This window comes from Hydrogenophaga sp. IBVHS1, from assembly GCF_002127265.1.
Lineage (GTDB): Bacteria > Pseudomonadota > Gammaproteobacteria > Burkholderiales > Burkholderiaceae_C > Hydrogenophaga.
This window is the reverse complement of sequence record NZ_NFUU01000001.1, coordinates 1148009-1161678: the sequence shown is the minus strand read 5'-3', so window position 1 is coordinate 1161678 and position 13670 is coordinate 1148009. Positions and strand designations below refer to the sequence as shown.

Annotated in this window: 13 protein-coding genes; 8 read left to right on the top strand and 5 right to left on the bottom strand. The window is 66.0% G+C overall.

The window, feature by feature from the left end; genetic code table 11:
* Positions 1–8 precede the first annotated feature (8 nt).
* Genes CAP37_RS05605 through CAP37_RS05590 form a run of 4 tightly spaced genes read right to left on the bottom strand, consistent with a single transcriptional unit; the run spans position 9 to position 3200 of the window.
* Positions 9–335: a non-heme iron oxygenase ferredoxin subunit gene (locus CAP37_RS05605; RefSeq protein ID WP_086123272.1), complete on the bottom strand. Its 327-nt coding sequence runs from the start codon at positions 333–335 to the stop codon at positions 9–11.
* A 16-nt stretch (positions 336–351) separates the two neighbouring features.
* The gene (locus CAP37_RS05600) at positions 352–840 is read right to left on the bottom strand and encodes an aromatic-ring-hydroxylating dioxygenase subunit beta (protein ID WP_086123271.1); all 489 of its coding nucleotides are present in this window, start codon (positions 838–840) and stop codon (positions 352–354) included.
* Complete coding sequence (locus CAP37_RS05595) at positions 837–2192, bottom strand: aromatic ring-hydroxylating dioxygenase subunit alpha (protein WP_086123270.1); 1356 nt, start codon at positions 2190–2192, stop codon at positions 837–839. The genes CAP37_RS05600 and CAP37_RS05595 overlap by 4 nt, the downstream gene beginning before the upstream one ends.
* 21 nt (positions 2193–2213) lie before the next feature.
* Positions 2214–3200, bottom strand: a complete 987-nt coding sequence (locus CAP37_RS05590) for a 2Fe-2S iron-sulfur cluster-binding protein (protein ID WP_086123269.1) — start codon at positions 3198–3200, stop codon at positions 2214–2216.
* 72 nt (positions 3201–3272) lie between these two features.
* On the opposite strand from CAP37_RS05590, the gene CAP37_RS05585 reads away from it, so the two are divergent.
* Entirely contained in the window at positions 3273–4187 is a 915-nt protein-coding gene (locus CAP37_RS05585; RefSeq protein ID WP_086124832.1) for a LysR family transcriptional regulator, read from the top strand.
* A 17-nt stretch (positions 4188–4204) separates the two neighbouring features.
* Here the strand turns inward: CAP37_RS05585 and CAP37_RS05580 are convergent, their stop codons facing one another.
* Positions 4205–4858 carry a DedA family protein gene (locus tag CAP37_RS05580; RefSeq protein WP_086123268.1) on the bottom strand — a complete coding sequence of 218 codons (654 nt, stop codon included), beginning with the start codon at positions 4856–4858 and terminating at the stop codon, positions 4205–4207.
* 35 nt (positions 4859–4893) lie between these two features.
* Here CAP37_RS05580 and mutL point away from each other — a divergent pair, with 35 nt between their 5' ends.
* The 7 genes from mutL to zwf all read left to right on the top strand — a co-directional run bounded on the left by mutL (position 4894) and on the right by zwf (position 13669).
* A complete protein-coding gene (mutL, locus tag CAP37_RS05575) occupies positions 4894–6747 on the top strand; it encodes a DNA mismatch repair endonuclease MutL (RefSeq protein ID WP_086124831.1) in 1854 nt (617 codons plus the stop codon).
* 84 nt (positions 6748–6831) lie between these two features.
* The gene (gdhA, locus tag CAP37_RS05570; protein ID WP_086123267.1) at positions 6832–8175 is read left to right on the top strand and encodes an NADP-specific glutamate dehydrogenase; all 1344 of its coding nucleotides are present in this window, start codon (positions 6832–6834) and stop codon (positions 8173–8175) included.
* A 101-nt stretch (positions 8176–8276) separates the two neighbouring features.
* On the top strand, positions 8277–9161 hold the full coding sequence (locus CAP37_RS05565; RefSeq protein WP_086123266.1) for an alpha/beta hydrolase: 885 nt from the start codon (positions 8277–8279) through the stop codon (positions 9159–9161).
* 56 nt (positions 9162–9217) lie between these two features.
* Positions 9218–10468: a multidrug effflux MFS transporter gene (locus CAP37_RS05560; RefSeq protein WP_256926879.1), complete on the top strand. Its 1251-nt coding sequence runs from the start codon at positions 9218–9220 to the stop codon at positions 10466–10468.
* Positions 10465–11436, top strand: a complete 972-nt coding sequence (gene miaA, locus CAP37_RS05555) for a tRNA (adenosine(37)-N6)-dimethylallyltransferase MiaA (protein ID WP_256926878.1) — start codon at positions 10465–10467, stop codon at positions 11434–11436. Before CAP37_RS05560 ends, miaA begins: the two co-directional genes overlap by 4 nt.
* The gene (locus CAP37_RS05550) at positions 11433–12089 is read left to right on the top strand and encodes an ABC transporter ATP-binding protein (protein WP_086123263.1); all 657 of its coding nucleotides are present in this window, start codon (positions 11433–11435) and stop codon (positions 12087–12089) included. Before miaA ends, CAP37_RS05550 begins: the two co-directional genes overlap by 4 nt.
* Positions 12090–12190: 101 nt before the next feature.
* Positions 12191–13669, top strand: a complete 1479-nt coding sequence (gene zwf / locus CAP37_RS05545; protein WP_086123262.1) for a glucose-6-phosphate dehydrogenase — start codon at positions 12191–12193, stop codon at positions 13667–13669.
* Position 13670 lies beyond the last annotated feature (1 nt).

Here is a 13670-nt window from a genome sequence, read left to right as displayed (position 1 = left end):
CGTCGGCTTCAGCCGGCCATGTTCAGCAGCACCCGGCCATCCACGATGCGCACCGGGTAACAACGCAGCGCCTCGGTGACCGGAGCACAGGTGGGCTGCCCATCGCGCACGTTGAACTTGCCCTGGTGCAGCGGACATTCGATCTCGTGCCCGTCCAGAAAGCCATCGCAGAGGCGTGCGTGCCCGTGGGTGCAGGTGTTGTCGGTGGCAAATACCTCGCCTTCCACCTTGTAGATGGCGATGTCGCGTCCGCCGACCTGCAGACCGGTCACATCGTCGTCCGGCAACTCGTCGATCGACGTGGCGTCGGTCCAGGATTTTGGGTTCGAGCTCATGGAGGCACCTCGGGCTTCAGATGGGGTAGATGATGGAATTGGGGATCATCTCGCTGTCGTACACGCACAGGCGCGACGCGAACTTGAGACCCTGCGGCGTGCGCACGATCACGTCGATGTAGCGTCCGACGTTGAAGACCGTGGTTTCTTTCGACAGCTTGGTGCGGAAAACGGCGTAATTGGCTTCGGCTTCAAAGCGATCCGCTTCGGCCTTGTGCACCAGCGGCGCGCCAACCACATGGCGCTGGTAGTAGGGGTCGTGGAACAGCGTTTCCTTGATGCCGTACGCGCGGTCCTTGAGCATGCCCTTGCTCTCGAACGACAGCGTGGCCAGCGGGAAGCCGCGCTCGTGGTTCTCGCGAGGGATGAGCTTGTAAATGCCCTCTTCGATGAAGAACTCGGGCCACAGGTCCCAGTCGCCCGAGTCCACCGCCTGTGCGTAGTCGGCGTAGAGGCGCGTGATGGCGAGGTGGTCTTCGAAACGAAGCGCAGGTGACGCGCTCATGACTTTGCCTCCATCACTTCGCGCCAGTATTTGTACATGCCGCGAATCAGCGTTTCGGTGACCATGTGGTCGGTGTCGCCCACCTCGCGGCCCCCGAGTTCAGCCAGCGTGCGGTGGTGCGGCTTCTGCTCGAAGCCTTGCTGCGAGAACTCGATCACCTCACCATCGTCGGCCGACACGAAGCCGGCCGGGCCGAACAGGTTGGCCTGGCGCAGGCGCCGTTGCGTCATCTCGGGCGTGTCGTCCTCGAAGCCGAAATGGGTCCAGACGAAGTCGAAGGCACCGTGGCCGTCGGGCTGAATGTGGCGCGTGGAAACGCTGTTGACCTGCTGCTGCAGGATGACGCTGGGAAACAGCGTGGTCATCACCGCCGTGGGTACAGGTGCCCCCACACTCGGCGCTTCGCGCACTTCGCTGCCCCCCGAGGGGGCGTCCGACGCCTTGGGGCGGCCCGGCGTCGTCGGCCCACCCCACCAGTCCTCAGGCACGATGTCCAGGAATCGCGGGTCGTGCAGTTGCATGCTTTCCTTGAAGCTCGACACCTGCGTGACCTGATCGGCCTTGCCGGACTGACCGCGCGTGGAGATCATGGCCGCGTGGCGGTGGTGCGCGTCCATCTTGAGTTCGCTCTTGTTGTCGGCGCGCCAGAGGCCGAAGGTGACGAACCAGGTGTGCAGCAGGCCTGGGTGGTAGGGGTCCTTGATGTTCTCCTGCATCAATTTCCAGTTGCCCGGAATGCGCTGACGGTTGTAGCCCAGGATGGTGAGCTTGCGGCCGTTGAAGAGGCGGTCGAAGTAACCGAGGATGACGGGACCGAGAAAATCTTCCAGCGACTCGACACCGTGGTCGAAACTGGCAAACACCACGCCACCACGTGTGGCCACCTTGAGCTGGTTGAGGCCGTGGTCGGTGGTCTTGAAATCGGCCGGCATGCCGCCGTTGACCTTGCCGTCCTGCTTCACGCCGCGGCGAAACGGCACGCCCTGCAGATCGCCCTTCAAGGTGTAGCTCCACTGGTGGTAGGGGCAGACGAATTCCTTCCGGTTGCCGTGGCGCTCGCGGCAGAACTGCATGCCCCGGTGCGCGCACACGTTTTCCACCACGCGGATCTCGCCCTCGGCGTCGCGCACCAGAATCACCGAACGCTCGCCGATCACCGTGCGCTTGAAGTCGCCGTTGTTCGGCACTTCCGCTTCCAGGCCCACGTAGTTCCAGTGCCGGGTGTAGAAGAAGCGCTCGAGCTCTTTCTTGTGCTGCGCCGGGTCGGTGTAGGCCATGAAGGGAATGCGGCTCGTGCCATCGGACTCCCAGCGGATGCGGTCGGGAAAAGTCCCTTCGGTGGTGGTGTTCATGCGGTCTCCTGGTTGTAATGTTCAGGTGCTGCTGGCGTAGAAGGCATCGGCGTGAATGTGCTCGGGCAACACGCCCATCTGCCGGATCAGGAGCGAGGTGGCCTCCACCATGGGCGGTGCGCCACAGAGGTAAGCGCGAAAGTCGTCGAGCTTCGGCCAGTCCTGGCGGATGGCGTCGGTCACCAGGCCGGTGCGGCAGCCCGGCGCGCGGCCGGAGGCCACCACGGTGTGCACATGCAGGCCGGGGTGGCGCTTCTGCAGGTCGGCCAGCCATTCGAGCCCGTAGATGTCGCGCTCGGAACGCACACCAAAATACAGATGCACCGGGTTGCGCATGTCGGCGGCCAGTGCGCCGCGCAACACCGAAAGAATCGGAGCCAGCCCCGTGCCACCGGCCACACACAGCATGGGGCCGGTGTGTTTGCGGCGCAGGTATGCCGAGCCCAGCGGCCCACTCACCCGCACCGCGTCGCCCACCTTCAGCACCTGCGCGATGTAGCCGGTGACGCGCCCATCGGGCACGAGGCGCACGTGAAACTCCAGCTCGCCATCGGCGCACAAGCCCGCCATCGAATAGGGCCGGATGTGCTTGGGCGTGAACTGGAGTTGGGCGTACTGGCCGGGCGAGAACTCGATCGGCTTGGCCGGCTTCAGGCGCAACCGCTTGATGTCGTGGGTGGCGTCTTCGATGGCCACCACCGTGGCCTTGACGATGCGCGCGGTGTGCACCACCACTTCGTCTGGCTCCGGAATTTCCACCGTGCACGGCTCGGTGAGGAAGGTCTGGCACGCCAGCACCGAGCTCGGGTCGTCACCGGGCTGCGCGTGCCGCACTTCGTGGCCCGACTCCAGCACGTGGCCCGACACCACCTTGCACCGGCAGGTGCCACAGCGCCCCGCCATGCAGCTGTAAGAAACCGGGATGCCGTTCGCTCGCAGCACCTCCAGCAGGTTCGTGCCTGCGTTGACGCTCAGGGTGCGGTCGATCGGCCGTATGTGGATGTCCATCGGCCGATGATCGTCGGCGCCCGAAAATCAGTCAACGCAATGGCGTTAATGATCGATATCATTCAGATCAATATGGAACTTGAAGACATTGACCTCAACCTGCTGGTGGTGTTCAACCAGTTGCTCACCGAACGCAAGGTGTCCAAGGTGGCCGAGAACCTGGGCCTGGGTCAGCCGGCGGTGAGCAATGCGCTGGCTCGTCTGCGCAAGCTGTTCGACGACGAGCTGTTCCTGCGCACCGCCCATGGCATGCAGCCCACGCCATTCGCGGAGCATCTGGCCGAATCCATTGGTTATGCGCTGGGCATGATCCATGGGGCGGTGAATGCCCGCACCTCGTTCGATCCCGCCACCAGCCAGCGCAGCTTCAGCATCGGCATGACCGATATCGGTGAGATTTACTTTCTGCCGCGCCTCATGCAACGCGTGCAGGAGCTGGCGCCCTCGGTCACCATCAGCACAGTGCGCCACACCAGCCTGAACCTGAAGGACGCGATGGAAGCTGGCCAGATCGACCTGGCCATCGGCCTGCTGCCGCAACTCAAGGCGGGGTTTTTCCAGCGGCGCCTGTTCGAGCAGAAGTACGTCTGCCTGTTCCGTCAGGGGCACAAGCTCGATCAGAAGCGCCTGCGCGCGGCAGACTTTTTTGCCGCCGACCATGTGGCCATCGTCTCAGCCGGCACCGGGCACGGTCAGGTGGACGAAATTCTGGACAACCACACGCCGCAGCGGCGCGTGAAGCTCAAGGTGCCCCACTTCGTGGCCATTGGCCACATCCTGCAGAGCACCGACCTGATTGCCACCGTGCCGGAGCGCCTGGCCGAACGCATGGTGGAGCCCTTCGGGTTGCGCCACCTGCCGCACCCGGTGGACCTGCCCCGCATTGCCATCAACCAGTTCTGGCACGCGAAACACCACAAGGATCCGGCGAACCAATGGCTGCGCAACCTGCTCGTCGATCTGCATGCCGACCGCGCGCCGGCCTGAAACCAGGCCGGGTTGCCTCAGACCGGATTTCGCTTCGCCTCGCGGCTGGCCTTCCAGCCCCCATAGAGGGCGATGAGGCCGGGGATGATGATCATGGCCCAGATGATCTTGCTGAGGTTTTCCTGCACCCAGGGCAGGTTGCCGAACCAGTAACCCGCTGCCGTGAGACCCACCACCCAGATCACCGCGCCGATCACGTTGTAGGCGGTGAATTTGGTGCGGGTCATTTCGGCCACACCGGCCACAAAGGGCGCAAAGGTGCGGATGAAGGGCATGAAGCGCGCGAGGATGATGGTGATGCCGCCGTAGCGCTCGTAGAACGCGTGCGCCTGGTTGAAGGCATTGCGGTTGAACAGGCGCGAGTTCTCCCACTGGAACACCTTGGGGCCGAAGTAGCGGCCTATTGAATAGTTCACCTGGTCGCCCAGCACGGCGGCCACCACCAGCAGGCCCATGGCCAGCGGCAAGCTCATGAGGCCCGCGCCGCACAGCGTGCCCACCACGAACAGCAGCGAATCGCCCGGCAGGAACGGCATGACCACCACGCCGGTCTCGGTGAAGATGATGAGGAAGAGCAGCGCGTACACCCAGGCGCCGTAGTTCTGCACGAAGGTCTGCAGGTGCTGATCCACATGCAGGATGAAGTCGATGAGGAAGGCAATGATTTCCATGGAGGGGCATTATCCCTGCGCCCTACAATTTGCCCGTGAACGCCAGCCTTCCACCCTCCAGCACGCCGCCCCGCCGCCCCATTCGCGAGCTCCCCGATGAACTGGTGAGCCAGATCGCAGCGGGTGAGGTGGTGGAACGGCCGGCCTCGGTGGTGCGGGAACTGCTGGACAACGCGCTGGATGCGGCCGCCACCCAGATCACCGTGCGGCTGCAGGCCGGTGGCGTGCGCCTGATCAGCGTGGAAGACAACGGCGGCGGCATCCTGCGCAGTGAGCTGCCCCACGCCCTGAAACGCCACGCCACCAGCAAGATTGCCAGCCTCGCCGACCTCGAGTCGGTGGGCACCATGGGCTTTAGAGGCGAGGCACTGGCGGCCATCTGCTCGATCGCCGAGGTGTCGCTGCTGACCCGCGTGGACACCGACGAGGAACCGCACGGCTGGCTGCTCGATGGCCGAAGCGGCGAACTGCGACCCACTGCCCGGGCACCCGGCACCACCGTGGAGGTGCGCGAACTGTTCTTTGCCACGCCGGCCCGGCGCAAGTTCCTCAAGACCGACGCCACCGAACTCGCTCATTGCATCGAAGCCGTGCGCCGCCACGCGCTGGCGCGGCCCGACGTGGGCTTTGCCATCTGGCACGAAGGCAAACTGGTGTCGCAGTGGCGCGCCGTGGCCGGCGGCGGCATCGATGCGCTGCGCAAGCGCCTGGCCGACGTGCTGGGCGAAGAATTCGTGCAGCAGGCGGTGGCGGTGGACTGGCCCGTGGACCCACCCGACGACGGCCTGCAACGCCTGCGCGTGTGGGGCTTTGCCGGCGTGCCCGACGCCGCCCGCTCGCGCGCCGACTGGCAGTTTGCCTACGTGAACGGTCGCTACGTGCGCGACAAGGTCGTCATGCACGCCGCGCGCAGCGCCTACGAAGACGTGCTGCACGGGCATCGCCAGCCGGTGTATGCGCTGTTCGCCACGCTCGACCCGGCCCGCGTGGACGTGAACGTGCACCCCACCAAGATCGAGGTGCGCTTCCGGGACAGCCGCGAAGTGCACCACGCGGTGCGGCAGGCGGTGGAAACGGCGCTGGCGGTGCCGAGGTCTACCGCAGCTGCCGAAGCCCCGAGCGCGGAGCCCTTGCCGGTGTGGACACCGCCCGCGCAGCAGACCGGCCTGGCGTTTGCGCCGCGCGAGCCGGAAGTGGGGTATCGGGTGAGTGATGTCGGGGCGTTGTGGGGGAACGCTCCTGTTCCGTCCGTTCGGGCTGAGCCTGTCGAAGCTCCCGCCCAGCCACAACCCCTGCCGCAAGGCGAATGGCCGCTCGGCCGCGCCATCGCCCAGCTTCAAGGCGTCTACATCCTCGCCGAGAACACCCAGGGCCTGGTGGTGGTCGACATGCACGCCGCGCACGAGCGCATCGTCTACGAGCGCCTCAAACAGCAGCTCGACAACCAGCAGGTGGCCAGCCAGCCGCTGCTGATCCCGGCCACCTTCGCCGCCACGCCCGAAGAAGTGGCCACCGCCGAAGCCTGCGCCGAGGCGTTGTCCACGCTTGGTCTGGAGGTAAACCCGCTCTCGCCGCGCACACTGGCGGTGCGCGCCGTGCCCACCACCCTGGCCCAGGGCGACCCGGTGGAACTCGCGCGCAGCGTGCTGGCAGAGCTGGGCCAGCACGACGCCAGCACGGTGGTGCAACGCGCCCGCAACGAACTCCTGGCCACCATGGCCTGCCATGGCGCCGTGCGCGCCAATCGACGTCTCACGCTGGACGAAATGAATGGCCTGCTGCGGCAGATGGAAGTCACCGAAAGATCGGACCAGTGCAACCACGGCCGGCCCACCTGGCGGCAGGTCGGCATGAAGGAACTCGACGCGCTGTTCCTGCGAGGCCGCTGAGGCCCAGGCACCAGGCCGGGGCGTTTTGCGTCACGAAATGCGCTTTCCGCATAATCTCATGCACCAACTTGAAGCATGAGATCCATGAAATACCCTTCGGCCCACGCCTTTCTCGAACAAGTCGCGCACCGCAACCCCCACCAACCCGAATTCCTGCAAGCCGTCACCGAGGTGATGGAAAGCCTCTGGCCTTTCATCGGTGCGCACCCGCGCTACGCCGAGCAGGGCCTGCTCGATCGACTGGTTGAGCCCGAGCGCGTGGTGATGTTCCGCATCTCGTGGGTGAACGACCACGGCGACGTGCAGGTGAACCGCGGCTACCGCATTCAGCACAGCTCGGCCATCGGCCCCTTCAAGGGCGGCATGCGCTTTCACCCCTCGGTGAACCTGTCGATCCTGAAGTTTCTGGCCTTCGAGCAGACCTTCAAGAACGCGCTGACCACCCTGCCCATGGGCGGCGGCAAAGGTGGATCGGACTTCGACCCCAAGGGCAAGAGCGCGGGCGAGGTGATGCGCTTCTGCCAGGCGCTGATGAGCGAACTGTTTCGCCACATCGGTTCGGACACCGACATCCCCGCGGGCGACATCGGCGTGGGCGCGCGCGAGGTGGGCTTCATGACTGGAATGATGAAGAAGCTCAGCAACCGGGCGGACAGCGTGTTCACCGGCAAGGGCCTGAGCTTCGGCGGTTCGCTGGTGCGGCCTGAGGCCACCGGCTACGGCACGGTGTACTTCGCCGAGGAAATGCTCAAGACGAAGGGCAAGACACTGGACGGGCTGCGCGTGAGCGTGTCCGGCTCAGGCAACGTGGCGCAGTACGCGGTGGAAAAAGCCATGGCCATGGGGGCGAAGGTGGTCACGGTTTCCGACTCCAGCGGCACGGTGATCGACGAGGATGGTTTCACCCCGGCCAAGCTGGCCGAGCTGATGGAGGTGAAGAACCATCTGTACGGCCGCGTGAGCGACTACGCCGAGCGAACGAAGACGCGCTTCGAACCCGGCGTGAAGCCCTGGGGCGTGCCGGTCGATGTGGCGCTGCCCTGCGCGACGCAGAACGAGATTGCAGCGAGCGACGCAGCCCTGCTGGTGAAGAACGGCGTGTGCTGCGTGGCCGAAGGCGCCAACATGCCCACCACACTGGAAGCGGTGGACGTGCTGGAGGCCGCCGGCGTGCTCTACGCCCCCGGCAAGGCCAGCAACGCCGGCGGCGTGGCCACCTCGGGCCTCGAGATGAGCCAGAACGCCATGCGCCTCTCGTGGCCGCGCGAGGAGGTGGACGCGCGCTTGCACACCATCATGGTGGGCATCCACCAGGCCTGCCTGCAGCACGGCAAGCGCAAGGATGGCACGGTGAGCTATGTGGATGGCGCCAATATTGCCGGCTTCGTCAAGGTGGCTGACGCCATGCTCGCCCAAGGCGTGATCTAGCCCACGCAATCCCGATCTGGCGGTGCGCAGCCGTGGCATGGAACGTGCACCATGGGTAAAGGCGCTGAACTTTTCTCCGTTCAGGTGCATCCATCACCGCCATGAAGCGACTTCTCGTCACCTTGTTTGCTGCCCTGGCCATGCTGGCCGGGTGCGCTACCCTCGACGAGAAACAACGCGGCTGGATCTTCCAGCCCTCGGATCGCAGCTGGGCGGGTGGCCTGAGCGCAGCCCAGGGCATGGAAGAGGTCTGGATCGAATTCCCTTCCCAGGTCACTGGCCACCCGGTCAAGCTGCACGGCCTCTGGGCGCAAAACGAAAACTTCACCGAGCAGAAGGATGCGCCGGTGCTGCTGTACCTCCACGGCGCACGCTTCAATGTCACCGGCTCGGCTTTCCGGGCGCGGCGCATGGAAGAGCTGGGCTTTTCGGTGCTGGCCATTGACTACCGTGGCTTTGGCAAGAGCACGAACGAGTTGCCCTCGGAATCCATGGCCTACGAAGATGCGCGCGCGGCGTGGGAATGGCTGGGCCAGAAGTACCCCGGGCGCCCTCGTTACATCTTTGGCCACTCGCTGGGCGGCGCCATTGCCATCGAGCTCGCGGCGCAGGTTAGCGACGAGGCCGGCACCGTGGTCGAGGGCACCTTCACCTCCATCCCCGATGTGGTGAGCACGTTCAAATGGGGCTGGCTGCCGGTGTCGCTGCTGATCACCCAGCGGTTCGAGGCGGTCAAGCGGGTGCCGGAGATCGGTTCTCCGCTGCTGGTGGTGCATGGGGGTGAAGACCGGCTGATCCAGCCCGCGCTGGGACGCCGGCTCTATGAGGCGGCCACCGGTCGCAAATCGTTCGTGCTGGTGGAAGGTGGCTCGCACCACAACACCAATTCGGTTGGGCAGGCGCAGTACCGCGCAGCCCTGGCCGACCTGTTCGGCCTGGGGGCCGTCAGCCCCACGGCGGACGGCGTGAACCTGGTTCGCAACTGACCCTGGCATGCCCCGCCGGGCCGGCTTGCGGGGGCGCTTCTGCTACCCTCGACCGGATGCCCTCCACGTCCGTTTCTTCTCGCATGTCACCCGGCATCATCGTGCTGGTTCTGGCTCTGCTGCTGGGCCTGCAGCCTGTCACCACCGACCTGTATCTGCCCGCCCTGCCCTCGATCACGCAGGGCTTCGGCGCGCCGATGTCGCAGGCACAGCTCACCCTGACCGCACTGTTGCTGGCCTTTGGTCTGTCGCAACTGGTGTGGGGACCGTTGTCGGACCGCTTCGGACGCCGCCCGATCCTGCTGCTGGGCATGGGGGCTTACGTGGCCGCGTCCATCGCCAGCGCCTTCTCGCCCACCATGGAGCAGCTCATCGTCTGGCGCGCCGTGCAAGGCGTGGCCATGGGCGCGGGCGTGATGTGCGCGCGCGCCATCGTGCGCGACCTGTACGCGCCGGCCGATGGCGCACGTGTGATGTCCAAGGGCCTCACTGGCCTGGGCGTGATCGCCTGCGCGAGTGCACCGGTGGGTGGTCTGCTTTCCGACCTCTTCGGATGGCGCATTTCGCTGGTGGCCCTGGCCGTGTTCGGCGCCGGCACCCTGGCGGTGCTGGCGTGGCGTTTCGAGGAAACCCTGGCGCAGAAAAACCCGGACGCCCTGCACCCGGGCAAGCTGCTGTCCACCTGGGCCCTCATTGCGCGCCACCCCACCTTCTGGGCGTTCGCGCTGCTCGCCACCGCCTCCTATGGCGGTCTCTTCACTTTCCTCGCCGGCTCGTCCTTCGTGTTCATTCAGGTGCTCGGCCTGAGCAAGACGCAGTACGGGCTGGTGATGTTCAGCATGTCGCTGAGCTACATCCTCGGCACCTTCCTGTGCCGGCAGCTGCTGCCGCGCTTCGGCATCCGTCGCACCGAAGCCATTGCCGGCGGCATGACGCTGGCTGCCGGCACCAGCATGGGGGTGATGGCCTGGGCAGGGGTGCAGGGACCCTGGGCCATCATGGTGCCGTTCTATGTGTTCATGCTGGCCCATGGCGTGCACCAACCCGTGAGCCAGACCGGCGCGGTGGGCCCGTTCCCGCAGGCTGCCGGCGCGGCTTCGGCGCTCAGCGGTTTCCTCATGATGGTGGCGGCCTTCTTCATGGGCGGCTGGCTCGGCCGCAGCCTGGCCGGCATCGCCGAGGGCACGGGCTCCGTGCTGCCATTGACCAACGGCATCTGGTTCTGGAGCGTGCTGATCGCCGCCACCGCATGGACGCTGGTGCAGCGCCACGGCGAACCGAGGCCTTCCCCCGTGCGAATGGCATGACACCCGCACCACCTCGCTGCATTGCGCTGGCGGGTCCCACGGCCAGCGGCAAGAGCGCGGCCTCAATGGCCATCGCCGAACGCTGGCCGGTGGAAATCATCAGCGTCGATTCAGCGCTGGTGTTTCGTGGCATGGACATCGGCACTGCCAAACCGAGCGCTGCCGAGCGGGCGCTCGTGCCGCACCACCTCATCGACATCCTGGACCCGCTGCAGAGCTACAGCGCCGCCGACTTCGTGCGCGACGCCAGCGTGCTGGTGGATCAGATCGCGTCACGCGGGCGCACCGCGCTGCTGGTGGGCGGCACCATGCTGTACTTCAAGGCCCTGCTCACAGGCCTGGACGACATGCCGCCGGCGGATGACGGTGTGCGCGAGGCCATCGATGCGCGCGCCCGCGAGCTCGGCTGGCCGGCCCTGCACGCCGAACTGGCGCGTGTTGACGCCGCCACCGCCGCACGCCTGCCACCCAACGACGCGCAGCGCATTCAGCGCGCCCTCGAAGTGTTCGCAGTCTCCGGCCGACCCATTTCCAGTTTCCAGAGCGGGCGGCAGAACAATCCGCTGAGCCCCCTCGCACCCGAACACCTGATCTCCCTGGAACCGGCCGAGCGGAGCTGGCTGCACGCGCGCATCGCGCAACGATTCGACGACATGCTGGCCCAGGGCTTTCTCGACGAGGTTCGCCGCCTGCGTGCACGCGGAGACCTCTCGACCGCGCTGCCTTCCATGCGTTGCGTGGGATACCGCCAGGCCTGGGAGCTGATGGATGCGCATGGTGACAAGCTGGCGCCCACACAGCAGGCCGAACTGCGCGACCTCGGCATCTTTGCCACACGCCAGCTGGCCAAGCGCCAGCTCACCTGGTTGCGCTCGATGCCGCAGCGCCAGGTGGTGACCTGCGATGCACCGGATGCGCTGGCGCAGGTGATGAGCGCAGTCGAAAAAAGGCTGGAGATCGCGCCATGACGCTGATCGTTGACCAGCTCGGCAAACGGTACGGCACCACGCCGGTCTTCAGCCACGTGAGCCTGCGCGTAGAGCCGGGCGAATTCGTGGCCATCGTGGGCGAATCGGGCGTGGGCAAATCCAGCCTGCTCAATTGCCTGGCCGCGCTGGACGACTGGAGCGAAGGCAGCATCCATCACAACGGGGTGGACCTCGGCACGCTCGGCGAGACGCAGCGCGCGCACTGGCGGCGCGAGCACCTGGGCTTCGTGTTCCAGGCCTTTCACGTGCTGCCGCACCTGGACGTGGCACAGAACGTGGGCCTGCCATTGCTGCTGCTGGGCCGGCCCGATGCGGCGCGCGTGCGCGAGATGCTGGAAGCCGTGGGCCTGGGCGAGCTCGGCACGCGGCTGCCGGCCGAACTCTCGGGCGGTCAGCTGCAGCGCGTGGCGATTGCGCGCGCCCTGGTGCACCGCCCGGGCCTCCTGCTGGCGGACGAACCCACCGGGAACCTCGACCCGACCACCGCAGCGCAAGTGATGGACGTGCTGCAACAGCAAGCACAAGACAGCGGCGCGGCGCTGATATTGGTGACGCATTCCAGCGCCGCTGCCGCGCGGGCACGGCGCGTGCTCCATCTCACGGCCGACGGCCTGCAGGCTTTCACCTTTTGACTGGGCCTTGCGGCCACATGCGGGTAAGGTGAGGGCTGATGACGCTGGCATGTAACTTAATCACCTTAGAATCCAGAAATTCAAGTAACTAAATTAGAAGCATGGTCACCTCCAACGCCCCTGCCGCCATCCCCACGTCCCCACTCGATCTGGTCATTTTCGGCGGCGCGGGCGACCTTTCCGTGCGCAAACTGCTGCCAGCGCTCTACATGGCGCACCTGCACCACAACCTCCCGCCCGCCACGCGCATTCTGGTGCTGGGTCGACAGTCCTGGGACCGGGCGGCGTTCACCGCCTTCGTGGATGAGAAAGTGCGCGGTTTCATCGACCCGGAGGCGATGGACGCCGTGGCGTGGCCAGCGTTCGTCGAGCGCCTGGCTTATGTGTGCCTCGACGCCACCGAACCCACCGACTTCGCCGGCCTGGGCGCTGCCCTGCAGAATGGCTCGGACCGCGTGTACTACCTGGCCACCGCGCCCACCCTGTTCACCGGCATCTGCGCCAACCTGGCCGGCGCCGGGCTCATCGACGCGCGCTCGCGCGTGGTGCTGGAAAAACCGCTGGGCCACGATCTGGCCTCGGCGCGCGCCATCAACGACGAGGTGGGCCGGCATTTCAGCGAGGCGCAGACCTTCCGCATCGACCACTACCTCGGCAAGGAGACGGTGCAGAACCTCATGGTCCTTCGCTTTGGCAACACCATCTTCGAGCCCCTGTGGCGCAGCCCGTTCATCAAGAGCGTGCAGATCACCGTGGCCGAGTCGGTGGGCGTGGGCAGCCGCGCCGGCTTCTACGACGGCACCGGTGCGCTGCGGGACATGCTGCAGAACCACCTGCTGCAACTGCTGTGCATCGTGGCGATGGAGCCGCCCGTTTCGCTGGACCCGGACGCGGTGCGCGATGAAAAGCTCAAGGTGCTGCGCTCGCTGCGCCCCATGACCGTGGCCGACGTGGCACGCGACACCGTGCGTGGCCAGTACACCGCGGGCTCGTCCAATGGCGAAAAAGCGGTGGGCTACCACCAGGAAGCCAACGTGCCGGCCGACAGCAACACCGAGACCTTCGTGGCTTTGCGCGCGCACATCAACAACTGGCGCTGGGCCAACGTGCCGATCTTTCTGCGCACCGGAAAACGGCTGGCAGAGCGCCATTCCGAGATCGTGATCGAGTTCGCCGACCTGCCCTACACCATCTTTCCCGACGCACCGCGTCAACCCGTCAACCGGCTCATGATTCGCCTGCAACCCGAGGAACATGTGCAGCTGCAGATGATGGCCAAGGAGCCCGGCAGCGGCATGCGACTGCGCCCGGTGAGCCTGAACCTCGATCTGGAATCGGCCTTCAGCGCGCGCCGCGCCGAGGCCTACGAGCGCCTGCTCATGGACGTGACCAAAGGCCGCCTGACGCACTTCATGCGGCGCGACGAACTCGAAGCCGCCTGGACCTGGGTCGAGCCGATCCTGGACGGGTGGAAGAACCTGAATGAAAAACCCCGACCCTACGCCGCCGGCAGTTGGGGCCCTGCAGCCTCGTCCGCCCTGATGGCGCGCGAAGGATCGGCCTGGGCCGAAGAGGTATGAC